General features: G+C 61.8%; 27 protein-coding genes. 16 read left to right on the top strand and 11 right to left on the bottom strand.

Annotated elements, in window-relative coordinates:
* Positions 1–10: 10 nt before the first annotated feature.
* Together ACZ5Y5_RS10570 and ACZ5Y5_RS10565 are read right to left on the bottom strand one after the other, a co-directional pair.
* Entirely contained in the window at positions 11–1531 is a 1521-nt protein-coding gene (locus tag ACZ5Y5_RS10570) for a fumarate hydratase (RefSeq protein ID WP_464808590.1), read from the bottom strand.
* A gap of 84 nt (positions 1532–1615) precedes the next feature.
* On the bottom strand, positions 1616–2260 hold the full coding sequence (locus ACZ5Y5_RS10565; RefSeq protein ID WP_464808589.1) for a glutathione S-transferase family protein: 645 nt from the start codon (positions 2258–2260) through the stop codon (positions 1616–1618).
* A 518-nt stretch (positions 2261–2778) separates the two neighbouring features.
* On the opposite strand from ACZ5Y5_RS10565, the gene ACZ5Y5_RS10560 reads away from it, so the two are divergent.
* Positions 2779–4707: a ribonucleoside-diphosphate reductase subunit alpha gene (locus ACZ5Y5_RS10560; protein WP_464808588.1), complete on the top strand. Its 1929-nt coding sequence runs from the start codon at positions 2779–2781 to the stop codon at positions 4705–4707.
* 91 nt (positions 4708–4798) lie between these two features.
* Here the strand turns inward: ACZ5Y5_RS10560 and ACZ5Y5_RS10555 are convergent, their stop codons facing one another.
* Positions 4799–5053: a DUF2171 domain-containing protein gene (locus tag ACZ5Y5_RS10555; protein WP_464808587.1), complete on the bottom strand. Its 255-nt coding sequence runs from the start codon at positions 5051–5053 to the stop codon at positions 4799–4801.
* An 87-nt stretch (positions 5054–5140) separates the two neighbouring features.
* On the opposite strand from ACZ5Y5_RS10555, the gene ACZ5Y5_RS10550 reads away from it, so the two are divergent.
* The 3 genes from ACZ5Y5_RS10550 (at position 5141) to ACZ5Y5_RS10540 (ending at position 7757) form a co-directional block, all read left to right on the top strand.
* A complete protein-coding gene (locus tag ACZ5Y5_RS10550) occupies positions 5141–6196 on the top strand; it encodes a ribonucleotide-diphosphate reductase subunit beta (RefSeq protein ID WP_464808586.1) in 1056 nt (351 codons plus the stop codon).
* Between the two features lies 1 nt (position 6197).
* Entirely contained in the window at positions 6198–7106 is a 909-nt protein-coding gene (locus tag ACZ5Y5_RS10545) for a hypothetical protein (RefSeq protein WP_464808585.1), read from the top strand.
* Positions 7107–7214: 108 nt separating this feature from the next.
* Positions 7215–7757 carry a glycine zipper 2TM domain-containing protein gene (locus ACZ5Y5_RS10540; RefSeq protein WP_464808584.1) on the top strand — a complete coding sequence of 181 codons (543 nt, stop codon included), beginning with the start codon at positions 7215–7217 and terminating at the stop codon, positions 7755–7757.
* Here ACZ5Y5_RS10540 and ACZ5Y5_RS10535 read toward each other — a convergent pair.
* Complete coding sequence (locus ACZ5Y5_RS10535; protein WP_464808583.1) at positions 7754–8173, bottom strand: thermonuclease family protein; 420 nt, start codon at positions 8171–8173, stop codon at positions 7754–7756. The genes ACZ5Y5_RS10540 and ACZ5Y5_RS10535 overlap by 4 nt on opposite strands.
* Positions 8174–8247: 74 nt before the next feature.
* Positions 8248–8601, bottom strand: a complete 354-nt coding sequence (locus tag ACZ5Y5_RS10530) for a hypothetical protein (RefSeq protein WP_464808582.1) — start codon at positions 8599–8601, stop codon at positions 8248–8250.
* 137 nt (positions 8602–8738) lie between these two features.
* On the opposite strand from ACZ5Y5_RS10530, the gene ACZ5Y5_RS10525 reads away from it, so the two are divergent.
* The 4 genes from ACZ5Y5_RS10525 to ACZ5Y5_RS10510 are packed head-to-tail and all read left to right on the top strand — an operon-like array spanning position 8739 to position 10657.
* The gene (locus tag ACZ5Y5_RS10525; RefSeq protein WP_464808581.1) at positions 8739–9119 is read left to right on the top strand and encodes a RidA family protein; all 381 of its coding nucleotides are present in this window, start codon (positions 8739–8741) and stop codon (positions 9117–9119) included.
* A gap of 4 nt (positions 9120–9123) precedes the next feature.
* Positions 9124–9480, top strand: coding sequence for an ArsC family reductase (locus ACZ5Y5_RS10520; RefSeq protein WP_464808580.1), 357 nt, complete (start codon positions 9124–9126; stop codon positions 9478–9480).
* 55 nt (positions 9481–9535) lie between these two features.
* The gene (locus ACZ5Y5_RS10515; protein ID WP_464808579.1) at positions 9536–9961 is read left to right on the top strand and encodes an RrF2 family transcriptional regulator; all 426 of its coding nucleotides are present in this window, start codon (positions 9536–9538) and stop codon (positions 9959–9961) included.
* Between the two features lie 39 nt (positions 9962–10000).
* A complete protein-coding gene (locus ACZ5Y5_RS10510) occupies positions 10001–10657 on the top strand; it encodes an MBL fold metallo-hydrolase (RefSeq protein ID WP_464808578.1) in 657 nt (218 codons plus the stop codon).
* Positions 10658–10661: 4 nt separating this feature from the next.
* Here the strand turns inward: ACZ5Y5_RS10510 and ACZ5Y5_RS10505 are convergent, their stop codons facing one another.
* A complete protein-coding gene (locus ACZ5Y5_RS10505; protein WP_464810523.1) occupies positions 10662–11090 on the bottom strand; it encodes an MAPEG family protein in 429 nt (142 codons plus the stop codon).
* 210 nt (positions 11091–11300) lie between these two features.
* On the opposite strand from ACZ5Y5_RS10505, the gene rpmF reads away from it, so the two are divergent.
* The 5 genes from rpmF (at position 11301) to ACZ5Y5_RS10480 (ending at position 14398) form a co-directional block, all read left to right on the top strand.
* The gene (rpmF, locus tag ACZ5Y5_RS10500; protein ID WP_081570365.1) at positions 11301–11480 is read left to right on the top strand and encodes a 50S ribosomal protein L32; all 180 of its coding nucleotides are present in this window, start codon (positions 11301–11303) and stop codon (positions 11478–11480) included.
* Between the two features lie 65 nt (positions 11481–11545).
* Positions 11546–12571, top strand: a complete 1026-nt coding sequence (plsX, locus tag ACZ5Y5_RS10495; protein ID WP_464810522.1) for a phosphate acyltransferase PlsX — start codon at positions 11546–11548, stop codon at positions 12569–12571.
* A complete protein-coding gene (locus ACZ5Y5_RS10490; protein ID WP_464808577.1) occupies positions 12568–13536 on the top strand; it encodes a beta-ketoacyl-ACP synthase III in 969 nt (322 codons plus the stop codon). Before plsX ends, ACZ5Y5_RS10490 begins: the two co-directional genes overlap by 4 nt.
* Before the next feature lie 125 nt (positions 13537–13661).
* On the top strand, positions 13662–13958 hold the full coding sequence (gene ihfA, locus ACZ5Y5_RS10485; RefSeq protein ID WP_464808576.1) for an integration host factor subunit alpha: 297 nt from the start codon (positions 13662–13664) through the stop codon (positions 13956–13958).
* Positions 13959–14032: 74 nt separating this feature from the next.
* A complete protein-coding gene (locus ACZ5Y5_RS10480; RefSeq protein ID WP_464810521.1) occupies positions 14033–14398 on the top strand; it encodes a MerR family transcriptional regulator in 366 nt (121 codons plus the stop codon).
* A gap of 96 nt (positions 14399–14494) precedes the next feature.
* Here ACZ5Y5_RS10480 and ACZ5Y5_RS10475 read toward each other — a convergent pair whose 3' ends face one another.
* Both ACZ5Y5_RS10475 and ACZ5Y5_RS10470 read right to left on the bottom strand, forming a co-directional pair.
* Positions 14495–15037 carry a SixA phosphatase family protein gene (locus tag ACZ5Y5_RS10475; RefSeq protein WP_464808575.1) on the bottom strand — a complete coding sequence of 181 codons (543 nt, stop codon included), beginning with the start codon at positions 15035–15037 and terminating at the stop codon, positions 14495–14497.
* Positions 15034–17784 (bottom strand): ATP-dependent DNA helicase, encoded by a 2751-nt coding sequence (locus ACZ5Y5_RS10470; protein WP_464808574.1) that lies wholly within the window; start codon positions 17782–17784, stop codon positions 15034–15036. The genes ACZ5Y5_RS10475 and ACZ5Y5_RS10470 overlap by 4 nt, the downstream gene beginning before the upstream one ends.
* A 123-nt stretch (positions 17785–17907) precedes the next feature.
* On the opposite strand from ACZ5Y5_RS10470, the gene ACZ5Y5_RS10465 reads away from it, so the two are divergent.
* Positions 17908–19485, top strand: coding sequence for a lysine--tRNA ligase (locus ACZ5Y5_RS10465; protein ID WP_464808573.1), 1578 nt, complete (start codon positions 17908–17910; stop codon positions 19483–19485).
* 253 nt (positions 19486–19738) lie between these two features.
* On the opposite strand, the gene ACZ5Y5_RS10460 is transcribed toward ACZ5Y5_RS10465, so the two are convergent.
* The 3 genes from ACZ5Y5_RS10460 to ACZ5Y5_RS10450 all read right to left on the bottom strand — a co-directional run bounded on the left by ACZ5Y5_RS10460 (position 19739) and on the right by ACZ5Y5_RS10450 (position 22028).
* On the bottom strand, positions 19739–20212 hold the full coding sequence (locus ACZ5Y5_RS10460; RefSeq protein WP_464808572.1) for an RcnB family protein: 474 nt from the start codon (positions 20210–20212) through the stop codon (positions 19739–19741).
* A 187-nt stretch (positions 20213–20399) separates the two neighbouring features.
* On the bottom strand, positions 20400–21077 hold the full coding sequence (locus ACZ5Y5_RS10455) for a prolyl hydroxylase family protein (RefSeq protein WP_464808571.1): 678 nt from the start codon (positions 21075–21077) through the stop codon (positions 20400–20402).
* A 99-nt stretch (positions 21078–21176) separates the two neighbouring features.
* On the bottom strand, positions 21177–22028 hold the full coding sequence (locus tag ACZ5Y5_RS10450; RefSeq protein ID WP_464808570.1) for an RcnB family protein: 852 nt from the start codon (positions 22026–22028) through the stop codon (positions 21177–21179).
* A gap of 444 nt (positions 22029–22472) precedes the next feature.
* Between ACZ5Y5_RS10450 and ACZ5Y5_RS10445 the strand changes: the two genes are divergently transcribed.
* Both ACZ5Y5_RS10445 and ACZ5Y5_RS10440 read left to right on the top strand, forming a co-directional pair.
* On the top strand, positions 22473–22808 hold the full coding sequence (locus ACZ5Y5_RS10445) for a heme oxygenase-like domain-containing protein (RefSeq protein ID WP_464808569.1): 336 nt from the start codon (positions 22473–22475) through the stop codon (positions 22806–22808).
* Positions 22801–25365, top strand: a complete 2565-nt coding sequence (locus ACZ5Y5_RS10440) for an HWE histidine kinase domain-containing protein (protein ID WP_464808568.1) — start codon at positions 22801–22803, stop codon at positions 25363–25365. Before ACZ5Y5_RS10445 ends, ACZ5Y5_RS10440 begins: the two co-directional genes overlap by 8 nt.
* Positions 25366–25375 lie beyond the last annotated feature (10 nt).

The following is a 25375-nucleotide window of genomic DNA, read 5'->3' as shown; positions in this document are numbered from 1 at the left end:
ATTTGCGCGGTCACGCCTTTTCGAGAAGACCTTCCTTCTTGATCTTCTCCTGCCAGACCAGGGGAGCGAGGCGGTGGACATTCTGGCCTTCGCTGTCCACGGCGACGGTGACGGGCATGTCCTGCACATCGAACTCGTAGATGGCTTCCATGCCAAGGTCCTCGAAGCCGACGACCTTCGCGCCCTTGATCGCGCGGGCGACCAGATAGGCCGCGCCGCCGACCGCCATCAGATAGGCGCTCTTGTGCTTGGCGATCGAGTCCGTGGCCGCCGGGCCGCGCTCCGCCTTGCCGACGCAGGCAGCGAGGCCCTGTTCGAGCATCATGTCCATGAACTTGTCCATGCGGGTCGCGGTGGTGGGGCCGGCCGGGCCGACAACCTCGTCACGCACCGGATCGACGGGGCCGACATAGTAAATGACGCGGCCCTTGAAATCGACCGGCAGCTGTTCGCCTGCGGCCAGCATGTCGGCGATGCGCTTGTGCGCGGCGTCGCGGCCGGTCAGCATCTTGCCGTTCAGCAGCAGCCGGTCGCCATGCTTCCAGCTCTGCACCACTTCGGGCGTCAGATTGTCGAGATCGACGCGGATCGCTTCCTTGCTGGGCTTCCAATCGACCTGCGGCCATTCGGACAGCTTGGGCGCTTCCAGATAGGCCGGGCCCGATCCGTCCAGCGTGAAGTGCGCGTGGCGGGTCGCGGCGCAGTTGGGGATCATCGCCACCGGCTTGCCCGCCGCATGGCAGGGATAGTCGTAGATCTTGACGTCGAGAATGGTCGAAAGCCCGCCGAGCCCCTGTGCGCCGATACCGAGGGCATTGACCTTGTCGAAAATCTCGATGCGCAGTTCCTCGATCTTGTTCTGCGGTCCGCGCGCCTTCAGCTCGCCCATGTCGATGGGATCCATCAGGGTTTCCTTGGCCAGCGCCACGGCCTTTTCCGCGGTGCCGCCGATGCCGATGCCCAGCATGCCGGGCGGGCACCAGCCTGCGCCCATCTGTGGGATCATCTCCAGCACCCAATCGACGATCGAATCGCTGGGGTTCATCATCTTGAACTTGGTCTTGTTTTCAGAGCCGCCGCCCTTGGCCGCGACATCGACGATGACCTTGTTGCCCGGCACCATTTCGACGTTCAGCACGCAGGGCGTGTTGTCCTTCGTATTGACGCGCGAAAAGGCCGGGTCCTTCAGGATCGAGGCGCGCAGGCGGTTTTCAGGGTTCAGATAAGCGCGGCGCACGCCTTCATCCACGACCTCCTGCATGGAGCGGCTGTTGTCGTCGAGCCGGCAGTCCATGCCCCATTTGATGAAGACGTTGACGATGCCGGTATCCTGACAGATCGGGCGATGCCCTTCGGCGCACATGCGGCTGTTGGTCAGGATCTGGGCGATGGCGTCCTTCGCTGCCGGATTGGCTTCCGCTTCATAAGCTTTGCCCAGCGCGCGGATATAATCCATCGGATGATAATAGCTGATGAACTGGAGCGCGTCGGCGACGCTCTCGATCAGGTCGGCGGTCTTGATGATGGTCATCGTGGCAAAGTCCCTATCTTCCGCCCCGCCCTGCACGGCGGGTCCTCGCCCGCGCGGCTAATAGGGATTTTGTCCCGAGTCCAGCTATCCGTTGGCGAAGGGGAACATGTGCCACCAGGGCTCCTTCTCCTCCAGCACGCGCGCGAAGCTCGGCCGCGCCTCCAGCCGGTCCAGATAGGCGGCGAGCGCCGGAAAGCCGCCCCGCATCGGCTCCACCTTGTCGGCGTAGAAGAGGGCGGGGGCGGCGGCGCAATCGGCCAGGGTAAAGGCGTCGCCCGCCGCCCAGTGCCGCCCCGCGATCCGATCCTCCAGCAGCGCATAGGATTTGCCGAGCATCAGCCGCGCCTGACCGACGCCATAGGGATCGCGCGATTCTTCAGGCCGCAGCCGATCCGCAACGATCGCCTGCATCGGCGTCATCACATAATTGTCGAACAGCCTGTCCATCAGGCGCACTTCGATCGCCTGGCCCGGGTCGTCGGGGATGGCGCGGAAGGGGCCGAGGCAATGCTGATCCAGATATTCGATGATGATGCTGGTTTCGGCGAGCGTCCTGTCGCGTGCTTCGTCCCGCAGGACCGGGAATTTACCGAGCGGCCAGAGCGCAAGCCAGGCTTCGGCGACGCCCGGGTCCTCCATCATGCGACGCTCGAACGGCACATCCTTTTCGTACAGGGCGATCAGCGCCTTCCAGCAATAGGAGGATAGCGGATGGTAATAGAGAATCATCGACGGTCTCTCCTTATGCCTTTGGCGATCCAGCCCACCTTTTCAGCGATTTTACCCACAGCTTGATCCACAGCAGCTTGTGGATAGTCGTAGCGTCAGCCCCCATCCATAGTAGAAGAAGGGCATGGCTTCTGACCTGTTCTCACGCATTTGCGTGGCAAGCGAAATTTATTTTCGTTCGCATATTGTCCCTCTTGCCTTTCACGGAAGCCAGAGAAGTCCACGCGTCGCTGCGTTGCGGCGTGGCGGAATGTCGATGAAGCGAGTCAGGGCCGCGATGGCGGAGTCTCCATATCGTCATTTACCCTCTTGCAAGCATTTGAGGCTGTGGCACTATCCCTTGTATCGGGTTAACGGGGGTTACCCAACAGATTGTGATTGCACTGGCCGGACCATTTTCCGGACGAGAGGCGTTTTGTCTCAGGCGATCCGCTGTTGGCGTGCCCCGCTGCGATCCGGGGCGGTTTCGACAAGAAGCTTGACCGAATCGAACGAAACATGAACATTCGGGGGCTCGAATGGATTTTCGTGACAGCGAACAGACAGGTGCACAAGACGTGGCGACGGTAATCGACGAAGTGGTGGAAACAGTGGCGGAGAAGAAGAAAGCCGCGCCCGCAAAGGCGCCGTCCTCTTCCTCTATCCAGGCGCGCCGCTTCGACGTGGTCACGGATGAAAGCCGTGACGCTCTGCTGACCGAATTTGGCAAGGATACGCTGAAGGACCGCTATCTGCTGCCCGGCGAATCCTATCAGGACCTGTTCGCCCGTGTGGCCGCGGCCTATGCCGATGACCAGGATCATGCCCAGCGGGTCTATGACTATATCTCGCGCCTGTGGTTCATGCCCGCGACGCCCGTTCTGTCGAACGGCGGCACTGGACGCGGCCTGCCGATCAGCTGCTACCTGAACTCGGTGGACGACAGCCTGGAGGGCATCGTCAACACTTGGAACGAGAATGTCTGGCTCGCCTCGCGCGGCGGCGGCATCGGCACCTATTGGGGCAGCGTGCGCGGCATTGGCGAGCCGGTTGGCCTCAATGGCAAGACCAGCGGCATCATCCCCTTCGTCCGCGTGATGGACAGCCTGACGCTGGCGATCAGCCAGGGAAGTCTGCGCCGCGGCTCGGCGGCCTGCTATCTCGACATCTCGCATCCGGAGATCGAGGAGTTCCTGGAAATTCGCAAGCCCAGCGGCGACTTCAACCGCAAGGCGCTGAACCTGCACCATGGCGTGCTGCTGACTGACGAGTTCATGGAAGCGGTGCATAATGGCGCCGAATTCCAGCTGCGCTCGCCCAAGGACGGCTCGGTTCGGGGCAAGGTGGATGCGCGCAGCCTGTTCCAGAAGCTGGTGGAAACCCGCCTGGCGACCGGCGAGCCTTATATCGTCTTTTCCGACACCGTGAACAACACGATGCCCAAGCATCACCGTGACCTGGGGCTCAAGGTATCCACATCCAATCTCTGTTCAGAAATCACTTTGCCGACGGGTCGCGACCATCTCGGCAATGACCGGACGGCGGTCTGCTGCCTTTCGTCCCTGAATCTGGAAACCTGGGACGAATGGAACAAGGACCCCGTCTTTGTCGAGGATGTCATGCGCTTCCTCGACAATGTGCTGCAGGACTATATCGACCGAGCGCCGGACGAAATGGCGCGGGCCAAATATAGTGCTGAGCGCGAACGGTCAGTGGGCCTGGGGGTGATGGGGTTCCACTCCTTCCTCCAGGCCCGGGGCCTTCCCTTCGAAGGGGCCATGGCCAAGAGCTGGAACCTGCGCATCTTCAAGCATATCAATGAAAAGGTGAACGAAGCCTCGATGCAGCTTGCCGTCGAGCGCGGGCCGTGCCCGGACGCTGCCGACATGGGTGTCATGGAACGGTTCAGCTGCAAGATGGCGATCGCGCCCACTGCGTCGATCTCGATCATCTGCGGCGGCACTTCGGCCTGCATCGAGCCGATCCCGGCCAATATCTATACCCACAAGACGCTGTCCGGCAGCTTCGTGGTCAAGAACCCCTATCTGGAAAAGATCCTGCGCGACAAGTCGAAGGACAGCACCAACGTCTGGAACTCCATCCTGGAACGTGGCGGTTCGGTCCAGCATCTCGACTTCCTGAGCCAGGAAGAAAAGGACACGTTCAAGACCAGCTTCGAAATCGACCAGCGCTGGCTGCTCGAACTGGCCGCGGACCGCACGCCCTTCATCGATCAGGCGCAGTCGCTGAACCTGTTCATCCCGGCGGACGTTGAAAAGTGGGACCTGCTGATGCTCCACTATCGCGCGTGGGAACTAGGCATCAAGTCGCTCTATTATCTGCGGTCCAAGTCGGTGCAGCGCGCCGGCTTCGCGGGCGGGGTGGAGGCCGACAACACCATCGATGCACCCAAATTCGAACTGGCCGGCGGGAGCACCGACTATGACGAATGCCTCGCTTGCCAATGAGCTAATGGGGGGGATGGGCGCGGCGGTAACCCCGACCGCGCCCACACATTCACCCTCTCTGGCGCCCTCTCCGGCGTCGGCGGCCGACGCGTCAGCCTTCGTCCTCTTCCTCTTCGAAAAGGACAGCGTTGGCGCCGCTCGCGGACAGCCTTACGGTGCCGTCGTCATCAACCCCGGCGATCAGTCCCTGGGCGATATAATGATGATGTCCCCGATGGCTGCCTTCGCCGCTGTCCGCCTTGACCAGCTTGATACGGTCGCCTTCGACATGATCGACGGTGCCCACATGGACTCCATCAGCGCCGATGATCTCGGCATGTTCCTTGATGCTAGACAGATCAACCATCATATTGCTCCTGTGTCGGGGATGACGGCGATTGAACGCCTCTATCCCCAGCAGGTTGCGCTAATCCATTAATCGCGGAGCCGACCGATGCCCCTTCTGCAAGCCAGCAAGGTTTACAAGCCCTTCGAATATCCTTGGGCCTATGAATATTGGAAGCGCCAGCAGCAGCTGCACTGGCTGCCCGAGGAAGTGCCCCTGGGCGAGGATTGCCGCGATTGGGCGCAGAAGCTCAGCGACCATGAGCGCAACCTGCTGACGCAGATTTTCCGCTTCTTCACTCAGGCGGACGTGGAAGTGCAGGATTGCTACCACGAAAAATATGGCCGCGTGTTCAAGCCGACCGAAGTGAAGATGATGCTGACCGCATTCAGCAACATGGAAACGGTCCATATCGCGGCCTACAGCCACCTCCTCGACACGATCGGCATGCCCGAAACCGAATATTCGGCCTTCATGCAGTATAAGGAGATGAAGGATAAGCATGACTATCTGAGCCAGTTCGGCGTCGATACGGATGAGGATATCGCCAAGACGCTGGCGATGTTCGGCGGCTTTACCGAAGGGCTCCAGCTCTTCGCCAGCTTCGCGATGCTGATGAACTTCCCGCGCTTCAACAAGATGAAGGGCATGGGCCAGATCGTCACCTGGTCGGTGCGCGACGAGACGCTGCACTGCGAAGGCATCATCAAGCTGTTCCACGCCTTCGTGAAGGAGCGCGACTGCCTGACCCCGTCCGTCAAGGACGACATCATGGACATGTGCCAGAAGACGGTGCGGATCGAGGACGCGTTCATCGACCTCGTCTTCGAAATGGGGCCCGTCCCCGGCATGACGCCCAAGGACATCAAGAAATATGTCCGCTACATCGCCGACTGGCGCCTGGGGCAGCTGGGTTTGAAGCCCATCTACATGATCGACGAACACCCCCTGCCGTGGCTGACCCCGCTGCTGAACGGCGTCGAACACGCCAACTTCTTCGAAACCCGCGCGACGGAATATTCGAAGGGCGCGACGCGCGGCCAGTGGAACGAGGTGTGGGACGCGTTCGATCGTAGGAAGAAGCTGAAGGCCGGTGATGCGGCGAATGTGGACGAGGTGAGCGACCCGGACATGTTCAAGGCTGCGGGGATCGCTGCGGAGTAAAATGAGTGAACTGAAGATACCGGAGAGTATTTCTCGCCCATTTGCCAACTATGATATAGTTGTCTATTTAGGAGCAAGTTTATTCTTTCTTCCTTTCGTCAATCGTTATCTGATTGAGCCCTCCGGTTCCCGCTTTCCGAACTTTGAAATTAAATTCGGTACTGATTTAGCTTCTGAAGCAGTTGCTATCCTATCTTCATTGTTCACCATCTATGTACTCGGTCACATAATGGCTTACGTTGCCAGTCAAGTCATAGAGAAAACAGCGGATATATTTTTAGGGAAAGTCAGTAGCGCTATAATAGTATCCATTAATTCAAAAACAAGCCATACTAGAAATGAACTTCTCAGAGCGGTAATATACGACAGATTAAGAAGAATTAAGGGTGTAAGAGGTCGATTTGTTACCATCACTCGTACCGTCCTGCATCTTCCTGCTTTTTCCGCGTATTTAATTATATTTTGGATAGGTATTTTCGGCTACTACGATACTAGGCTATCTAAAGATATGTGGGATATTCTGAAGACGAAGTTTGCTGCTGACGTAACCGCGAGTACACGTATATCTATACATGAGCCATGGTTTAAGGCTTTGGAATACTATGTAATAAATAGATGTCCACATGCTGTTCCGAGAATGTATAATTATCTGGTTATATCGGGACTTTTTAGAAGTGTTTCCCTCATTTTTTTAGCTTCGTCTTGGGCAATGTTGTACTTCATACTGCATTGGAAACTTCATGGCGATTGGCTGGTAAAGCCTTTGTTGTCAAAGAACTTTCAGTTTTCAGGATATATGGAGTTCTTGTCTCTTGTAATACTTTATGTATTTTGCTTCTTCTCCTATATAAAGTTTCAGAGACGCTACGCCGAAGAAGCTATTTTCGCGTTCATTTTTGAAAAGAAATAGTCTTCCTGTCCCCCCGCTGAACGCGCCGTTTTGTTCCGTTCATGCAACGTCCATGCGCGTTGAGGTGTTTAGCTCCACAGCCTGTCCAAATATGGCAAGGAGCAGAATATGAAAATCACCCTCAAATCCACGCTCGCCGCGCTGTCGCTGGGTGCGATGACGCTGACCGGCTCGGTTGCGATGGCGCAGGGCTATGGCCGAGGTGACCATCGCGAGTGGCGCGACCGGGATCGTGACCGGGACCGCGACTGGCGCGACCGCGACGATCGCCGCGATTGGAAGCGCGAAGGCCGTCACGACAATGGCCGCCACAATGGCTGGCGCCGTCCGGGCGGGGTCGTTTACAATTATGACTGGAACCGGCCCGATCCACGCTATGGGCGCTATTATCGCGCCGACCGCTATTATCGCGGCGGCTATGAACCGATCCGTGTGACGCGCGGCACTCGCATCTATCGCGGCTATGACGACCGCTATTATTGCCGCCGTTCGGACGGCACCACCGGCCTGATCGTGGGCGCGGCGCTGGGCGGGTTGCTCGGCGGCCAGCTGGATCGCGGCTATTCCAATACGGCCGGCGTGCTGATCGGCGCGGGTGCGGGCGCTCTGCTCGGCCGCGAGATCGACCGCGGCGGTCTGAGCTGCCGTTAACTACGGCACCAGGGCTGGCGTGATCCCGTCCAGGGGCGCGCCAGCCCTTCCGCGACCAGCGTCGCGCCGATTGACCGACCGTCCCGGCTGACCACGCGCAGCGTCCGGCCATAGCGATCCTTCTCCCGGTCTATCGGATGGAGAGAGAAGGCCCCGGCGTTCAGCAGCGCCAGCAGCCGCCGGGTGGCGCGCTCTCCCTGCTCCCGTTCCGCGGCACAGCGCGGCTGATGCGTTTCGGGCGTATCGATGTCGGCGATGCGGATTTTCTGTCCGCTGAGCCAGAGTGTGTCGCCATCCACGACGCAATCCGCCGGGCTTCCGCGCTGGCAGTGTTCAAATGGCTTGGCAGAGGCGGGCGGGGCGACAAGCAGGGTGAGGGGAGCGAGGGTGGCGAGCAGCAGGGGGCGGAGGAGCATCGCGCGAGCATAGGCAGCGCCCATATTTGGGCCCGCTCAAGCTGATCCGCATTCCCTCCGCTTCGGCGGGAATATCAGTCCTCTTCCTCCATCCCTTCGCCCATCATATCGTCATCATCGTCCATATCCTCGGTATCGACCTGACCGAGCGCGCTTTCCTCGTCATCCATATTCGGCTCGCCGGTAAAGGCGTCGAAATCGATATGACCGGAACGGTTCATTTCCTCCATCCGCTCGACCAGGTCGGGGGTGTCGTCGGGGATGATCTGCGCCGGGTTGGTGCGGCCGCCGCGCTCGCTGTCTTCCGACAGGTCCGTGGAGCGGACACGGGCGTCGTCGGTGACGGTCTGCGCCTGCGATTCTTCATCGCGCTGTTCGTCATTTTCCTCGATCGCGTCAGGGAAGCGGTCTTTCTCATTCTGGTCCATGGCATGTCTCCTTGCCTGCCCAACCGACCAACGGGGGCGGGCGTTCCATGGGCCCTAAAAGGCGCTGGACAGAGGCGGCGGCAGGGGGCAAGAGCCACGCAATCCGTTCATCCGCTCCCCCCTTCCAAGGAAAATCCATGTCCCGCAAACTCATCTCCTCGGGTTCGCCTTTCGAGGCGCAGGTCGGCTATTCGCGCGCCGTCGTTCAGGGCGACTGGTGCTTCGTCGCCGGCACGACCGGCACCGATCCGGAAACCAAGGCGATGCCGGAAAGCGTCGTCGATCAGGGCGTCAACGCGCTGAAGGTCATTGGCAAGGCGCTGGAGGATGCGGGCTTTTCCTTCGCCGACGTGGTGCGCGTGACCTATTACATCACCGACCCTGCCTATTGGGACGAGCTGGGCAAGGCGACCGCGCCTGTCTTTGGCGAGATCCGCCCAGCGGCAAGCTGCATCGTCACCGGCCTCATCAAGCCGGAGATGAAGATCGAGATCGAAGTCACCGCGTTTAAGGGCTGATCCCATGATCACCATGTATGGCATCAAAAATTGCGACACGATCAAGAAGGCGCGCAATTTCCTGGACAATGAGCGCGTCTCCTACAGCTTCCACGACTATAAGGTGTCGGGCGTGGACAAGGGGAAGCTGGAGGAATGGGTGATGGAGCATGGGTGGGAAACCATCCTCAACCGCTCCGGCACCACCTTCAAGGCGCTGGACGCCGGGGACAAGGCGCACATCGACGCGGACAAGGCGATCCTGCTGATGAGCGCCAATCCGTCGATGATCAAGCGGCCGATCCTGGACGTGGGCGGCCGGACCATCGTGGGCTTCAAGGCGACGACCTATGAAGAGGCGCTGGCGAAGGCGAAAGCCTGACGCAGCGGCGCAACGGCGGCTTGTCAAATGAAGCGGGTAGGCGAATAACAGGAACATGCTTTCGCAGAAGACCCGTTACGCGATCCGCGCGCTTCAACATCTCGCCGACCGTTACCGCCAGGGGCCAGTGCCCCTCAACGAGATCGCGACGCGGCAGAATATCCCCGCCAAATTCTTGACGGTCATCCTGTCGGAACTGTCGCGCGAAGGGCTGGTGGCGACGCAGCGCGGGCGCGACGGTGGTTATTGGCTGGCGCTGGCGCCGGTGGATGTGAGCTATGGCGATATCGTCCGGCTGACGCGGGGATCGCTGGCGCTGACGCCCTGCGCCAGCCGATTCGCGCATGAGACTTGCACCAATTGCCTGCCCGAATCGGAATGCAGGCTTCATCGCGTGATGCTGCGGGTGCGGGACGAGACCGCGAAGGTGCTCGACAGCATCAGCCTGGCCGAACCCTTCGCCATGGAGGAAGCGGGCTAGCCCTTGCGCCCGGCGCGGGGCTTCGCCACATCGGGGGCCATGACTACGCCTCCGCTCAAAGCCGCGCTGATTCCCGTCACTCCGCTTCAGCAGAATTGCACGCTGTTCTGGTGCACCGCGACCAACAAGGGCGCGTTCGTCGATCCGGGCGGCGATCTGCCGCGTTTGAAGGCAGCGGCGGAGCAGCATGGCGTCACGATCGAGAAGATATTGGTGACGCACGGTCATATCGACCATTGCGGGGAAGCTGGCGTACTGGCGAAGGAACTGGGCGTACCGATCGAAGGGCCGCATGAGGCGGATCGCTTCTGGATCAGTAGGTTGGAGGAGGATGGGCGTAATTACGGCATCCAGGGCCAGCTGTTCGAGCCTGATCGCTGGCTGGCCGACGGCGACAAGGTGCGCGTCGGCGAACTGGAACTGGACGTCTATCACTGCCCCGGCCACACGCCCGGCCATGTCGTCTTCCACCATGCGCCCAGCAAGCTGGCGATCGTGGGCGACGTGCTGTTTCAGGGATCGATCGGCCGGACCGATTTCCCCATGGGCAATCATCAGGACCTGATCGACGCGATCACCGGCAAGTTGTGGCCGTTGGGCGGTGACACCGCTTTCGTGCCGGGACATGGGCCGATGAGCAATTTCGCCCATGAGCGTCGCACCAATCCCTTTGTCGGGGACGCGGTGCTCGCCTGATCTTTCAGCGCGCGGCCATGGCTGGCGGGGCGGGGATGGCGCGGGTCGCGTGATAGGCGACATAGAGCGCGGTTACCGCCAGCGCCGCCATGACCGCCCAGGTGAGCAGAGCGCCACCAGCACGCCAGACTGTCGGATGATCAGCGTCCATGCCGATTCCGTGCGCCGCGCGGGCCACGACATAGACCAGAGCGCCGATCCACAGCCAGAGCGGAGAACCCAGCGCCAGTTCGACAAGGGCGAAGAGGATGAGGATGATCGGCGTATATTCGGTGAAATTGGCATGGGCCCGCATCCGCCGCGCCAGCAGCGGGTTGCCGCCATCGCCATGCAGCGCCTTGCTGCCGACGCGAATCCGGGCGCAGCGGAAGGCGAGCCAGAGGTTCAGGAGCGCGCAACTCGCGGCCAAGGTGAGCGTGATCGGCAACAGCATCGGACGTTCCTCCCCGTCTTCCCGTTCGCGGCACAATAAGCGGCCCATGTATCGGGGCAAGGAAGGACTTGCGCCTTCTTCAAAAAAGGCTATAGGCGCAGGGCTTCGCGATCACCCGGGCCGCATGGGTCTGCGGCGCCTGTGGCGTCGGCATCCATCGGATACTGGCCAGTCGCACAACCAGATTTAATTATGGAATAAGGTGCCGACATGGCTGTCCCAAAGAGGAAAACGTCTCCGTCCCGTCGCGGCATGCGCCGCAGCCACGATGCGCTGCGCGTCGAAGCGTTCCAGGAATGCTCGAACTGCGGTGAACTGAAGCGCCCGCACAATCTGTGCGACGCCTGCGGCCATTATAACGGCCGTGAAGTCGTTGCCGTCGGGGCCTGACGACACCCTCTCTCCTGCAAAGGTGTCCTGAAGTGTCCAGCCAACCGCGAATCGCAATCGACGCGATGGGCGGGGATGAAGGCGTGCGCGTGATGATGGCGGGCGTAGCGCTCGCCCGTCACCGTCATGAAGGGCTGCGCTTCACCCTTTTTGGAGACGAGACGCGGATCAAGGCCGCGCTCGATCATCACCCGAATCTGCGCGCCGCATCCGAAGTGGTGCACGCCAGCGATGTCGTGTCTGCTGGCGACAAGCCCAGCGTTGCCATCCGCAAAAAGGCCAGCTCCATGAGCATGGCTATCGCGGCGGTGAAGGCGGGCGAGGCAGGCGCGGCCGTCTCTTCCGGCAATACCGGCGCGCTTATGGCGATGGCGAAGCTGGCGCTCCGCACCATGCCGGGGATCGATCGCCCTGCGCTTGCCGCTCTGTTGCCGACGCTCGGCCAGAATGACGTCGTCATGCTGGATTTGGGCGCGAATACCGAATGCGACGCCCGCAACCTCGTCCAGTTCGCCGTCATGGGCGCAGCTTACGCCCGTATCGCCTTCGATCTGGAGCGCCCGCGCGTGCGGCTGATGAATATCGGCACCGAGGATATGAAGGGCACGGAGGAAATCCGTGATGCCGCCGCCATATTGCGCGCGGCAAAAACCCTCCCGCTTTCCTTTGACGGCTTCACAGAAGGCGACAAGATCGGCCGGGGCGAGGCGGATGTGATCGTGAGTGACGGTTTTTCCGGCAATGTCGCGCTTAAAACGGCGGAGGGTACAGCCCGCTTCGTCACCGATCTGCTGCGCACGGCCTTTACCAGCTCGATCCGGTCGAAAATCGGCTTCCTCATTTCCAAGCCCGCGATGCATCTGTTGAAGCATCATCTTGATCCCAATAATCATAATGGCGCTGTATTCCTGGGCCTGAACGGCGTGGTCGTGAAGAGTCACGGCAGCGCCAATGACAAGGGCGTGGCGAACGCGGTTCATGTCGCCGCACGGCTGCTGGAAGAAGATATCACCCGGCGTATCGCCGCCGACATGGTGGGCGTCAGTGCCTTGTCGGCCGTGGCGTCCAAACAGGAGCTGGCCGCAAAGTGATCCGCAGATCCATTCTTCTGGGCACGGGGTCGGCTCTTCCGGTTCGCGCGGTGAGCAACGCTGAGTTGGCCCAAACCGTGGATACCAGCGACGAATGGATCGTCGAACGCACCGGCATCCGCAACCGGCACATCGCTGGCCACGGGGAGACGACGGCGACCCTTGCGACGGATGCAGCCAAGGCAGCATTGGACGCCGCGGGCTTGGCGGCGCAGGACATCGACCTCATCATCCTGGCGACGGCGACGCCGGACCAGACTTTCCCTGCAAGCGCCACGATCGTGCAGGCTGCGCTCGGCATCGACGACTGCGTGGCGTTCGACGTCGCGGCGGTCTGCTCGGGCTTCCTCTACGCGGTTACGGTTGCGGACAGCATGATCCGTTCCGGCGCTGCGCAGCGGGCGCTGGTGATCGGGTCGGAAACATTCAGCCGTATCCTCGACTGGGAAGACCGAACGACCTGCGTGCTGTTCGGCGACGGCGCGGGAGCGATCGTGCTGGGCGCTGAAGAAAGCGCTGATGGGCAACGTGGTATCCTGGCGGCCAAGCTGCATGCGGATGGGCGGCATAACCAGCTGCTCTACGTCGATGGCGGACCTTCCACGACCAAGACGGTCGGCAAGTTGCGCATGAAGGGGCAGGAAGTCTTCCGCCATGCGGTGGTGAACCTGGCCTCTGTCCTGACCGAAGTGATGGAGTTGGCGGGGCTCAGCGTGTCTGACATCGACTGGTTAATCCCGCACCAGGCCAATGCCCGCATCCTAGACGCGACCGCGCGCAAGCTGAAGCTGTCGCCCGAGCGGGTGGTCATGACGGTCGATCGGCACGCCAATACTTCCGCCGCTTCGGTGCCATTGGCGCTTGACCTTGCGGTGCGCGACGGCCGGATCAAGCAGGGCGACCTGCTGGTGCTGGAGGCGATGGGCGGAGGCTTTACCTGGGGCGCATGCGTTTTGCGGCTCTAAGCCCTTCGATATAGCCAGAATTCCTTGAATTTTTGCGGCAGGTCATCTTGCCGAATCACTCAGGTTATCGCAGAATTTACCACTCTCATCCGCATCAACCCGGCGGGTGAAGGTGGGGACGTTCGATGACTGGCAATTCTACCCTGACGCGTGCGGATCTCGCAGAAAGCGTAAATCGTCACATCGGCCTGTCACGATCGGAGGCTGCCGCTCTTATCGAATCCATATTGGAGCACATGACCTCTGCGCTGGAACGCGGCGAAAATGTGAAGATTTCGAGCTTTGGCACCTTCGTGCTGCGCGACAAGACGCAGCGCATGGGACGCAATCCCAAGACCGGTGTCGAGGTGCCGATCGAGCCGCGTCGGGTACTAACCTTCCGCGCGAGCCAGACGATGCGGGACCGCGTCGCCGCGTCCTGAAACGCCCGCGCGGCATTTCCGCTTATCCTTCCCATGGTTGACCTTTGCGCTCTGATGAGTGCAACATCATGACCATGGAGAAGGCAGAGGGCGCGTTCCTGACCATCAGTGAGCTTTCAGGGGAACTGGGGCTTCCGCAGCATATATTGCGCTATTGGGAAACGCGTTTTCCCCAATTGCGGCCGCTACAGCGATCAGGCAATCGGCGCTATTACCGGCCTGCTGACGTGGCACTGGTGCGGCGCATCAATCATCTATTGAATGTTGAGGGCTTCACCGTGCGGGGCGCGCAAAAGGCGCTGGCTGATGGAGTGACGGATGCCAGGCCCCCTGCCAGTCCGGCACCTAGCGCGCCTTCTGGCGAGGTGAAGGAAGCCGCTGATCTGTTGGGTCGCCTGCAGGCTATCAGGGCGGCGCTGGCTGGCGCGATCGGGGAATGATCTTCAGAGCGTGCTTGCGTCAATCAGGGCACCGAAGGGGGGCGCCCCTGGCGGTGAAGGCTGGTTCGCCGACTTCGTGAAATTGATATGGAGCGTTCAGCGGCTCTCAGGCCCTAATGCCGGATCAAGGTCGCGCGGGCGAGTGAAGCTGACGAGCGTCGCCACATCCTGCTTTGCGTCTGCCCATCGATCGATGGCAAGGTCCAGAACAGCGAGGCTGGCGGTGGGGAATTTGACCTCTACATCTTCGCGAAGCGGGCTGGCGCCATCGTCAGGCACCAGGTCCAGGATCAATTCTTCCAGGCCGGGATTATGGCCCGCCATGATCGCGCTCTCGGCGGAATCCGGCAGGTCACGAATGACGTCAAGGAGCGTCGCTACGGACGCGAGATAGATGCGCCGGTCCCAGTGTGGGTCAAGCGGATCACCGTAGCCTTCCAGGAAAGTATCGAGCGTCTGCACGACGCGCATTGCCGGAGAAGCGACCAGCAGGTCGAACTTCATCTTGCGGCTGCGGGCGAACTGACCAATCAGCAGCGCCGCCTTTTCCCCCCGTCGGTTAAGCGGCCGGTCAAAGTCCCGCTCCACCGGGTCATCCCAGTCGGACTTGGCGTGGCGCAACAGGGTCAACCGCTTCATTTTCGCTCCAGGTCGTGGGTGCCGGATTCGATTCCCTGATGCCCTAACGCCATGCTGTCGCCATGACCAGCGCGGGAATGGGCGCTGACGGAGATGATCGCTTCGTCCAGTGTCACCCGGCGGATCGGGGTGCCAGCCGGGAACGCGCTGAGCAGTCGGCTGGGCATGGCGGCGGAGAGGATGACGAAGCTGCCCCGGTCCTCGGCACGGCGAATGAGGCGGCCAAATGCCTGGGCGAGCCGGGCGCGGATCAGCCGGTCGTCATAGGCGGCGCCTCCTCCGGCCAGGCGGCGGGCAGCGTGCAGCACCGTGGGCTTGGACCATGGCACGCCTTCCATCACCACCAGCCGCAGCGAGTGGCCTGGCACATCGACCCCGTCGCGCAAGGCATCGGTGCCAAGCAGAGAGGCGCGTGGATCGTCGCGGAAAATGTCGATCAGCGTGCCAGTGTCCATCGGATCGACATGCTGCGCATAAAGCGGCAGGCCAGCGCGCGCGAGGCGGTCGGCGATACGCGCATGGACGGCCCGCAGGCGGCGGATGGCGGTGAACAGGCCGAGCGTGCCCCCGCCCGCCGCCTCGATCAACCGGCCATAGGCGCCGGACAGCGCCGCTATATCGCCTCTTTTGATGTCGGTGACGATCAGCACCTCGGCGCGCGCAGCATAGTCGAAGGGGCTTTGCGCCTCGAACTGCTGCGCGCCATGGGGCAGGTGGTTTGCGCCGCTGCGGCTTTCGGCATTGTTCCAATCGCCTCCGCCTTTCAGCGTGGCGGAAGTGACCAGCACCCCTTGGGCCGGTTTCAGCACCGCCTCAGCCAGCGGCCGGGTGGGGTCCAGCCAATGGCGATGGATGCCGATATCGAATTCCCGTCCTTCGAAGCGATCGACGGTCATCCAATCGACGAAATCCGCATCGGCCGGGCCGCCAATACGCGCGAGCAGCGCCAGCCAGGCGGCGATCAGGTCGCGCCGCCATCCGAGCGAAGCGATCGCACCTTCGATCCGGGCGCGGGCCGCGCCGTCGAGCCAATCGGGTGCATCCTCGATCACCGCTTCCAGCCGTTTGGCGAGGCGGGTGAGCGGGCGCAAAAGCCCGTCGAGCGCCAGCGCCGCCTCATGCGCTGCTTCGACCAGCGGGCCATCGGGTTCGGCCAGCTCCGTTTCCAGCCCATAGCCCGCATCCGCCTCGCCTACATCGGCGGCTCGGGCATAGACCGTGCCTCGGACGGCCGCGAGCAGTTGTTCGACCGGCCCGAACGGCTCGCCCGCGACAATGCGCTTCAGCCATTCGTCGGCGGGCAGCGCGCGTGCCGCATCGGCCGCGGAGCGGATCGCCTCGCCGCCTTCCTCGTCATAGCTGGCAAGGTCTGAAAGGCGCGCCGCAAGGCCGCGCCGTCTGCCGCGGGAATTGCCTTCCGGACCCATGACCCATCGGCGCAGTTCGATTGCTTCCTGTCCGGAGAGCGCCACCGAAAAGGTTGAATCGGCCGCGTCGAAGAGGTGGTGGCCCTCGTCAAAGATGATGCGCTGCGGCCGCTGACCCGTCTCGCGGCCCCGCGCGGCGTTGATCATGACGAGCGCATGATTGGCGATGACGATGTCGGCGTCAGCCGAAGCGCGGGCAGATCGTTCGATGAAGCATTTTCGATAGTGCGGACAGCCTGCGTAGATGCACTCACCGCGCCGGTCGGTGAGCGCGGTCGATCCATTGCGGCGGAAGAGTGTCGGCAGCCAGCCGGGCAAGTCGCCGCCGATCATGTCTCCATCCTTGCTGAAGGCGGCCCAGCGCGCGATCAGCTGCGCCAGGATGGCCGCGCGCCCAGCAAAGCCCCCCTGCAGCGCGTCTTCCAGGTTCAGCAAGCAGAGGTAATTTTCGCGTCCTTTGCGCACCACGACACGCCGCGCCGCCGTGACGGGATCGGGAAATAGTCGCAAGGATTCGCGGTCGAGCTGCCGCTGCAGCGCCTTGGTATAGGTCGATATCCAGACGGTGCCCTGCGCCTGCGATGCCCAGAGCGAGGCGGGCGCGAGATAGCCCAGCGTCTTCCCAATGCCGGTTCCGGCCTCGGCCAGGAGCATGTTGGGCTGGTCGCGATGTTTGCGGGGGTGGAAGCTTTCGACGGCGGCCGCTGCATAGGCGCGTTGGCCGGGGCGCGTTTCCGCGCCGCTGCCGGTCAGATGCGTGAGCCGGTCCAGCACGGCTTGTTCGTCCAAAGAAACGGTGCGGGGGGCGGGGCGGGGTGGCGTTTCCTCCCATTCCGGCAGGCGCGAAAACAGCCATCGTTCCGCCTCGGAAGGACGGGTTATGCGCGGCGCGACGAGCGGCGCCCAAGGCCAGCGCAGGCGGTGCAGCGATTGTGCGGAGGTCCATCCGCCCTCCCGCTCCGGCCAGTTCGGCGATTGGAGCGTAGCGAGTAGTGCGGCGGTCGCGCTTTGCAGTAGTTGCGGGATGTCCGCCTCAGTCGCGGGCCGCTCCAGCCCCAGCGCTTCCGCAAGCCCCTTGGGGGTTGGCACCAGAAAGCGGGCGGGATGGACGAAGGCCCAAAGCTCCAGCAGATCGAGACCATTCAGTTCAGGATAGCCTAGCCGCTGCCCTGTGAGCGGAGCGTTGAGGAGCAAGGTGGGCGTTTCGGCCGCCCTGGCGATTGCCGTCCCCTTCGCCACCGCTTGCGTCACGCCGCCTTCGCGCAGCCATATGCCGCCATGGCTGGCGTGCAGGGCGGGCAGGGCAGCAGGATCAATCACAGGTCCGGCTTAGGCGAGCAGGAACAAAAGAGAAACTGGAAAAGGATTCGCTTCGGCGCATGAAATCGCCGACGCGGAAAGGCGTTCCCTTTCGGCCGATGCGGAGCTAGGGGGCTGTGCATCATGACTGCGTCAGAAATCCTCCGCACCGCCGCCCTGGCGTCCAAGGCCTGGCCCTATGAAGAAGCTCGCAAGCTGCTCAAGCGCTACCAGAGCGGCGCGCCCGAAAAGGGGCATATCCTGTTCGAGACCGGCTATGGTCCTTCGGGCCTGCCGCATATCGGCACGTTCAACGAAGTGCTGCGGACCACCATGGTTCGCAATGCCTATCATGCGCTGTCGGATATTCCGACCCGTCTGATCGCGTTCAGCGACGATATGGACGGACTGCGCAAGGTGCCGGACAATGTCCCCAACCAAGCGATGCTCGCTGAACATCTCGGCAAGCCGCTGACGCAGGTGCCCGACCCCTTCGAGAAGTTCGAAAGCTTCGCCCATCACAATAATGCGATGTTGCGGGACTTTCTCGACCGCTTTGGCTTCGATTACGAGTTCGTGTCCGCCACTGACCGCTACCGGTCCGGCGCTTTCGACGATGCGCTGAAGAATGTCCTGCGCCATTATCAGGATATCATGGACATCATGCTGCCGACCCTGCGCAAGGAGCGGCAGGCGACCTATTCCCCCGTGCTGCCGATCTCTCCGAAGAGCGGGATCGTGTTGCAGGTTCCGGTGGAGGTTGTGGACCCCGATACCGGCCTTGTCCGGTTCGAGGATGAGGGCGAGCTTATCGAGCAGTCGATCCTGTCTGGCGGCGCGAAGCTGCAGTGGAAGGTCGATTGGGCGATGCGATGGGTCGCTCTGGGCGTCGATTATGAGATGGCGGGCAAGGACCTGATTGATTCGGTGACGCAGTCGTCGAAGATCTGCCGCGCGCTGGGAGCGCGGCCGCCTGAAGGCTTCAACTATGAGATGTTCCTCGACGAGAAGGGCGAGAAAATCTCCAAATCCAAGGGCAATGGGCTGAGCCTGGAGCAGTGGCTGACTTATGGCCCCCAGGAAAGCCTCGCCTTCTACGCCTATCGCGAACCCAAAAAGGCCAAGCAGCTGCACATGGGCGTCATTCCCCGTGCGGTGGACGAATATTGGCAGTTCCGCGGCAATTATCCGAGCCAGGCGATCGAACAGCAGCTCGGCAATCCTGTTCACCATATCCATGATGGCAAGATCCCGGAGGGTAAGCTGCCCGTCACTTTCGGCCTGTTGCTGAACCTGGTGGGCGTGATGGGTGATGCGAGCCGCGAGCAGGTGTGGGGCTATCTGCAGAACTACGTCCCCGAGGCGAACGCGGAAAGCTATCCGGAACTGGACGCGCTGATCGGCCATGCGTTGGCCTATCATCGTGATTTCGTGGCACCGACGCTCAAGCGCCGTGCGCCGGAAGCGAACGAGGCTGCTGCGCTGCGCAGGCTTGACGAGGAACTGGCGGCACTACCTGCGACCGCAAGCGCTGAAGATATCCAGAATATCGTTTATGCGCTCGGCAAGGACGAAGCCTATGGTTTTGCCGAACTGCGCGACTGGTTCAAGGCTTTGTACCAGACGCTGCTGGGCGCGGATCAGGGCCCGCGCATGGGGAGCTTCATCGCACTTTACGGTATTGAGAATAGCCGCCGCCTGATTGCTGAAGCGCTCGGCTGACCAAAGGAACATTCAGGAGGCCGGTGCGTTCTTGTTCCGGTCCACCCCCTTTCGGACTGATGGCGCGCCTTGCGCGTGTCATCGGCCGCGCCCGCTCGGAGACGAGCGGCGCGGCCAAGGGGTTTCTTCCAAAATCTTTAGCGCTCGTCATGCTCGGCTTCGCCGCGCGTCCTTTCGCCGCAAATGGCTAAGTTGCGCAATGAAAACGGCCCCCAAACCGGGGGCCGTTCCAATTTTTCAAAGCTCGTCCGGCTTACCAGAAGAAGCCGCGATGCACTTCCATGACCCGGCCACTGCGAACGTTGACCAGCAGCACATCATTATAATGCCTCACCCAGCGCAGATTCGGATTGCCCGGGCGGGGCAAGCGATAGCGATAAGGGTCGGCGATATAGTAGCGCGAGCTATAGTAGGTCGGGCGAAGCTGCGCACCGACGTCCCAGCGATTGTAGCGGAATGGCGCGCGCCAGTTGCCACCACGATAGACGTCGCGGTGCGAACGGCGGTAGTCGCGCCAATCTTCCCGCAGCTCCTGCCGGGCGTCGCGTACATCACGCCGCTGCTCCCGCACGTCATGGCGGCTGCCATAACGCTGCGCGTCGCGTAGCTCGCGCTGTTCATGACGCAGGTCGCGCGCGCTGTCGCGCACCTCGCCGCGCGACTGGGCCATGGCTGCGCCCGGCATCGCTGTCGCGGCAATAAGGCCGAGGATGATCAACTTACGCATATATTTTCTCCCATCAGCTTGGCGGACTGAACCAGCGGGGGAGTTAAACTTTCGTCCCTATGGCCGGTTCCGCCGCCAACGGATTGCTTATGCATCCTTGACGCTGAACCAGCCGGGAACGGGCCTGTCAGGAATCAGTCATTTATGTCGCGAATTGTATCGTCCGTGTGAACAGGCGAGACTGGCATCACGCCATCCACCGGCGTTCTCGAAACCATTTGGTGACGACATATTTCGTGCCGCTTTCCACTGGCCGAGCGGCGTGAAGGCTCAAGGGATTGGGCGCGCCATCCGGCTTCATGTTGTTCCAGATGAGGATCATGCCCTCGACGGGCGGCACCATGAATTCGCAATGGGGAAAATGCGTTTCCCCGCCCGCTTCGACAGGAGAGAGATAGATCATCGCGGTCCAGCTGCGCTGACCGCCGGTCTTCATCATTGCAGGCCAATAGGTGGCCGTAACGGGGAAATAGTCGCAATGCGCCTTATATTCCTGACCCAGTGCGTAGCGTTGCCCCTGCAGCGTTTCGCCATGTTCCGGCGGCAGCCCTGTCAACGCGCAAATACGGTCACTGACGCGGCGGACCAATGTATCCCAAGGGCTGAGATTGCAGCTATGGCTGGTGCGATAGTCGGCATTGGCGCTGCCTGAAAACAATGTTGAAGGCTGCGCATCCGCATCGATCATCGCGCGCAGGGCGGCGCATTCGTCCACATCGAGGAAATTGTGGCGGCCATAAATCTCCAGGCCCGGTGCATCGATCCTGCTCACCATGGGATTGCGGTCAAGCTTCGCGCGCACCGCCTCTCCAATCTTCGCCCGAATATCGGAGGCACTGCCGCCATCATCGATCACGTCCGTCATGCGGGCTTCCTGCCTTGGCGGTTCCGGCTGTGCAAATAAAAAGGGCCCGAAGCACTTGGCTCCGGGCCCAGACGACCGTGCAGGGTCGATGCTTCTGCCTTACCAGAAGAAGTCGTGGATGACATCGACGACGTAGCCGTCGCGGATGTCGACCAGCAGGGCATCGTCATAATAGCGGACCCAGCGCAGCGTCCCATAAGCCGGGGGCAGGCGATAGGAATATGGATCATCGATCCAGTAGCTGTTCGCGAACAGCAAGCTGTTCAGGAAGATGCCGACCGAAAAGCGGGTATAACCATAATCCCACCCGCGCGGCGCATAGTAGCGGCCAAGCCGGTAACGATCGCCATAGCGCGAACGGTAGCTGTACCAGTCATATCGGCGATCCTGTCGCCAGTCATTGTCCCAACGGCGCTGACCACTCCAGCGTGTACGCTCGTCGAAGCGGCGGCTGTTAGCGAGGCTGCCACGCCAGCGATTGTCGCTGCTCAGACGGCCATCGCGGCGATCGTCACGCCATTCAGGACGCTGCGTGGGGCGATTGTCGCGCCAATCCGGACGGTCGCCGGCGCGGCGATCATCCCGCCATTGCGGGCGTTGAGATTCGGCCTGCTGGCGGATACGCGTTTCGTTGCGCCAGGCTTCCCGTGCGGCATCGCCTCGGGTTTCGGCTCCGCGCCACTGCCGGTCAGTCTGCGGCTGCGCCGTCTGAATCTGCCCGCGATCCGCCTGACGTTGCTGCCAGCGCTGGCCCTGTGTCTGATCGCGCATGCCGCCATCGCCGCGCTGCCCGCGCACCCAATCACCACGCTGACCGCCGCCATCCGGCCGAGCCGAGCGTTCGCCGCCACGGTCGCGCCCGCCATCCTCTCTACCTTGGGCGTAGGCCGGAGCGATGCCGCTGAGAACGGTCGCAGTCATCAGCCCCGCCAACATCATTTTCTTCATCATGATCTTCGCTTTCCAAAGGGGCGCCATGCCCCGGATGTTGCCCTTTTATTACTGCGGTCATGTCGTGAGGCTGAACTTGCCTGTCAGCGATCTGAAAGAATCTTCTAGATTGTGGAAAGTCATCGAAGGCTGTGCGTTTAGACCGGCCGCCGCACAGAAAAGCGACCAGCCGGTGTCGCTTAACTGAAAAAACTGATCTAAATCAGTGCGCGCTACTGTAACTGCCTTTAGGACCAACGAGTGAAAAGAACGTCCAACGCCGGCCGTGTCCGACAGGCCCTTCGCGAAGCAACGATGGTTAACCATCAGCGTGTGGACGATTTATTTTCTGATTTTTCCCTCGACTCGCCTGCTGGATATGGGGCTTTCCTGAGGGCGCATGCACGCGCGCTCGCCCCTTTGGAACAACTGGCGAGGCCGGATGCGCCCCGCTTGCCCCGCCTGATGGAAGATCTTGCCTCGCTGGGCGAAGCCTTGCCTGAGCCCCTGGCGGTGGAGCGGCAGGGCGGCGAAGCTTTCCGCTGGGGTGCGCTTTACGCGCTGGAAGGATCGCGGCTTGGAGGCGCCATGCTAGAGCGCCGTGTGCCCCCGGGCCTTCCCCGTGCATATCTGTCATCGGTGCATGGAAAGGGCGGCTGGGTCGCCTTTCAGGAGGCGCTGGATGAAGCGGCTGACGGCGAGGGGGAAGATTGGATCGATAGCGCGATCCAAGGTGCGGAGGCAGCTTTCGCCCTGTTCGCGGCCGGTGCCGCCGCCGAGCAGGTGAGCTTGCATGGCTGACGGTCGCGAACCGGATGCGACCGTCTTCGCAGTCGATATCAACAATTGCGATCGTGAACCGATCCATGTTCCTGGCACGATCCAACCCTTCGGTTTCCTGGTAGCGCTGACCGCCGACTGGCTGGTGTCGCGTGTGTCGGCGAACAGCGGCGAGTTTATCGGCCTTACGCCTGATGAAATGCTGGGGCGCCCGGTCAGCGACCTGTTCAGGGGCGAAGCGATACATTCGCTACGCAACCGCATCACGTTGCTGCGCGGTCCCGATGCGGTGGAACGGATATTCTCGCTGGTGTTGATCGACGGCTTTCCGCCGTTCGATATCGCTGTGCATTTCTCCGGATCGCTGGTGGTCATAGAGGCTGAGCCCGCCTGCGCCGACGAGATGGAGGCGACCAGCATGGTGCGCTCCATGGTCGGGCGGCTTGCACAGACGGACAGCATGGCGGCTTTTCTGCGAGACGGTGCGCGGCAGGTGCGAGCGCTGACCGGTTTCGACCGGGTGATGGTCTATCGCTTTGCCGATGGTGGTGACGGCGAAGTCGTGGCCGAAGCTTTGCGGCCTGGAATCGACAGCTTTTTCGGCCTCCATTATCCGGCGTCGGATATTCCCACCCAAGCCCGCGCGCTCTACCTGCGGAACATCTTCCGGGTGATCGCGGATGTGCAGGCGAAGCCTGTTCCGGTCGTCCCTGTTCTCGACCCCGCAGGTACGGCGTTGGACATGTCGCTGTGCCTGCTGCGCGCGGTGTCGCCGATCCACATCGAATATCTGGGCAATATGGGCGTGGGCGCATCGCTGTCCATCTCGATCATTGTCGAGGGGCGGCTTTGGGGCTTGTTCGCTTGCCACCATTATGGGCCGCGCCTGCCCAGCTTCGCTCAGCGCAGCGCGGCGGAACTGTTCGGCCAGATCTTCTCCATGATGCTGGAGAGCCGCGAACGAGCGGAAACGGCGGATTATGAAGGAAAGGCGCGGCAGGTCGCTGATCGGCTGATGTCGGCCGTAGCGCAGGACCACGACCTGTTATCCAACGCCCGCTGGTTGAGCGACGTCATCTTCGACACTGTCCCTGCCGATGGCGTGGGCGTTTACATCGACGGGGACATGACGCTCGCGGGGCTTACGCCGGACAAGACGGCATTCGCCTCGATCGTCTCCATGCTCAATCGGACGGCGGCAAGCCAGGTCTATACGACCGACAGTCTCAGCCGGATCATGCCGGAAGCGGCGATCTATGCGGATCGGGCTGCGGGCCTGCTGGCCATTCCGCTGTCCCGCCGCCCGCGCGACTATGTGGTACTGTTTCGGGCGGAGCAGATGCGGTCAGTGCGCTGGGCCGGAAATCAGGAAAAACATATTGAATATGGCCCGAACGGCCCGCGCCTGACGCCGCGCAAGAGTTTCGAAGAGTGGTCGGAACTGGTGAAGGGCACCGCAGTGGCTTTCACCCCGGCGGAACTGCGGGTGGCCGAGGCGCTACGCACCGCCTTGCTGGAAGTGGTCCTGCGCCTGTCCGATTCGGCCAATGAGGAGAGGCAGAAGGCGCATGAAAAGCAGGAACTGCTGATCGCCGAACTCAACCATCGGGTCCGTAACATATTGTCGCTGATCCGGGGGCTGTTGTCCCAGACCCGCGACAGCGCGGGGTCGGTGGACGAGTTCATCGCGACGCTGGAAAGCCGGGTCCAAGCGCTTGCGCGCGCCCATGATCAGATTACCGCCGATCGCTGGGCGCCCGCCCGGCTGCAGGACCTGATCGAGGTAGAGGCTGGCGCTTATCTGGGCGAGCGGCGCGATCGGGTGAAGCAGACCGGTCCCAATGTTCTGCTGACGCCGTCAGCCTTCACGGTTCTGGCGCTGGTGATCCATGAACTGCTGACCAATGCCGCGAAATATGGCGCCCTGTCGGATGGCGGTACGGTCACGATCGACTGGCATGTCGATCCGGATGGCAGCTTGTTGCTGCATTGGCGGGAAAGCGGCGGTCCGGCGGTTGTTGCGCCGACGCGCCGGGGCTTCGGTTCCACCGTGATCGAGCGGTCGATCCCCTATGACCTGGATGGAAAGGCCGAGCTTGCCTACCGCCTGGCCGGCCTCGAGGCGCATTTCTGTATTCCGTCGGCCCATATCGTGTCGGTTCTGCCTGACGTGAGCAGTACGGAGCGCGCCAAGCCGGTGGCGATGCCGACCCCGGAGCTGCTGAAGGGGCTTAATGTCCTGCTGGTCGAGGACAATATGATCATCGCCATGGACGGCGAGGATGCGCTGCGTGACTTGGGTGCGGATGTCGTGACTGCTGGCAGCGTCAGCCGAGCGCGCGAAGCCATTGCCCTTGGGTCGATCGACTTTGCGGTTCTCGATTTCAATCTGGGCAATGAAACAAGCCTGCCGGTGGCGGACCTGCTGGCAGAGCAGGGTATAGGCTTCCTGTTCGCGACGGGATATGGCGACGGGCTAGATCTGCCGGAGCGATTTGGCGACATCACCCTGATCAAGAAGCCCTATTCGGGCGTGACGCTTGCCCAGGCGATCGGCCCTGTGCTTGAAGGCGCATAGGCCGGAAACC

The sequence above is a fragment of the Sphingobium sp. TomTYG65 genome (assembly GCF_055395525.1).
The sequence above is the reverse complement of the archived record's forward strand: the minus strand, read 5'-3'. Positions and strand labels throughout refer to the sequence as shown.

What these genes read in the sequence shown, in the direction of transcription:
- ACZ5Y5_RS10570 (WP_464808590.1), bottom strand. Translation starts at nt 1,531, where the DNA reads ATGACCATCATCAAGACCGCCGACCTGATCGAGAGCGTCGCCGACGCG.
- ACZ5Y5_RS10565 (WP_464808589.1), bottom strand. Translation starts at nt 2,260, where the DNA reads ATGATTCTCTATTACCATCCGCTATCCTCCTATTGCTGGAAGGCGCTG.
- ACZ5Y5_RS10560 (WP_464808588.1), top strand. Translation starts at nt 2,779, where the DNA reads ATGGATTTTCGTGACAGCGAACAGACAGGTGCACAAGACGTGGCGACG.
- ACZ5Y5_RS10555 (WP_464808587.1), bottom strand. Translation starts at nt 5,053, where the DNA reads ATGGTTGATCTGTCTAGCATCAAGGAACATGCCGAGATCATCGGCGCT.
- ACZ5Y5_RS10550 (WP_464808586.1), top strand. Translation starts at nt 5,141, where the DNA reads ATGCCCCTTCTGCAAGCCAGCAAGGTTTACAAGCCCTTCGAATATCCT.
- ACZ5Y5_RS10545 (WP_464808585.1), top strand. Translation starts at nt 6,198, where the DNA reads ATGAGTGAACTGAAGATACCGGAGAGTATTTCTCGCCCATTTGCCAAC.
- ACZ5Y5_RS10540 (WP_464808584.1), top strand. Translation starts at nt 7,215, where the DNA reads ATGAAAATCACCCTCAAATCCACGCTCGCCGCGCTGTCGCTGGGTGCG.
- ACZ5Y5_RS10535 (WP_464808583.1), bottom strand. Translation starts at nt 8,173, where the DNA reads ATGCTCCTCCGCCCCCTGCTGCTCGCCACCCTCGCTCCCCTCACCCTG.
- ACZ5Y5_RS10530 (WP_464808582.1), bottom strand. Translation starts at nt 8,601, where the DNA reads ATGGACCAGAATGAGAAAGACCGCTTCCCTGACGCGATCGAGGAAAAT.
- ACZ5Y5_RS10525 (WP_464808581.1), top strand. Translation starts at nt 8,739, where the DNA reads ATGTCCCGCAAACTCATCTCCTCGGGTTCGCCTTTCGAGGCGCAGGTC.
- ACZ5Y5_RS10520 (WP_464808580.1), top strand. Translation starts at nt 9,124, where the DNA reads ATGATCACCATGTATGGCATCAAAAATTGCGACACGATCAAGAAGGCG.
- ACZ5Y5_RS10515 (WP_464808579.1), top strand. Translation starts at nt 9,536, where the DNA reads ATGCTTTCGCAGAAGACCCGTTACGCGATCCGCGCGCTTCAACATCTC.
- ACZ5Y5_RS10510 (WP_464808578.1), top strand. Translation starts at nt 10,001, where the DNA reads ATGACTACGCCTCCGCTCAAAGCCGCGCTGATTCCCGTCACTCCGCTT.
- ACZ5Y5_RS10505 (WP_464810523.1), bottom strand. Translation starts at nt 11,090, where the DNA reads ATGCTGTTGCCGATCACGCTCACCTTGGCCGCGAGTTGCGCGCTCCTG.
- rpmF (WP_081570365.1), top strand. Translation starts at nt 11,301, where the DNA reads ATGGCTGTCCCAAAGAGGAAAACGTCTCCGTCCCGTCGCGGCATGCGC.
- plsX (WP_464810522.1), top strand. Translation starts at nt 11,546, where the DNA reads ATGGGCGGGGATGAAGGCGTGCGCGTGATGATGGCGGGCGTAGCGCTC.
- ihfA (WP_464808576.1), top strand. Translation starts at nt 13,662, where the DNA reads ATGACTGGCAATTCTACCCTGACGCGTGCGGATCTCGCAGAAAGCGTA.
- ACZ5Y5_RS10480 (WP_464810521.1), top strand. Translation starts at nt 14,033, where the DNA reads ATGGAGAAGGCAGAGGGCGCGTTCCTGACCATCAGTGAGCTTTCAGGG.
- ACZ5Y5_RS10475 (WP_464808575.1), bottom strand. Translation starts at nt 15,037, where the DNA reads ATGAAGCGGTTGACCCTGTTGCGCCACGCCAAGTCCGACTGGGATGAC.
- ACZ5Y5_RS10465 (WP_464808573.1), top strand. Translation starts at nt 17,908, where the DNA reads ATGACTGCGTCAGAAATCCTCCGCACCGCCGCCCTGGCGTCCAAGGCC.
- ACZ5Y5_RS10460 (WP_464808572.1), bottom strand. Translation starts at nt 20,212, where the DNA reads ATGCGTAAGTTGATCATCCTCGGCCTTATTGCCGCGACAGCGATGCCG.
- ACZ5Y5_RS10455 (WP_464808571.1), bottom strand. Translation starts at nt 21,077, where the DNA reads ATGACGGACGTGATCGATGATGGCGGCAGTGCCTCCGATATTCGGGCG.
- ACZ5Y5_RS10450 (WP_464808570.1), bottom strand. Translation starts at nt 22,028, where the DNA reads ATGATGAAGAAAATGATGTTGGCGGGGCTGATGACTGCGACCGTTCTC.
- ACZ5Y5_RS10445 (WP_464808569.1), top strand. Translation starts at nt 22,473, where the DNA reads ATGGAAGATCTTGCCTCGCTGGGCGAAGCCTTGCCTGAGCCCCTGGCG.
- ACZ5Y5_RS10440 (WP_464808568.1), top strand. Translation starts at nt 22,801, where the DNA reads ATGGCTGACGGTCGCGAACCGGATGCGACCGTCTTCGCAGTCGATATC.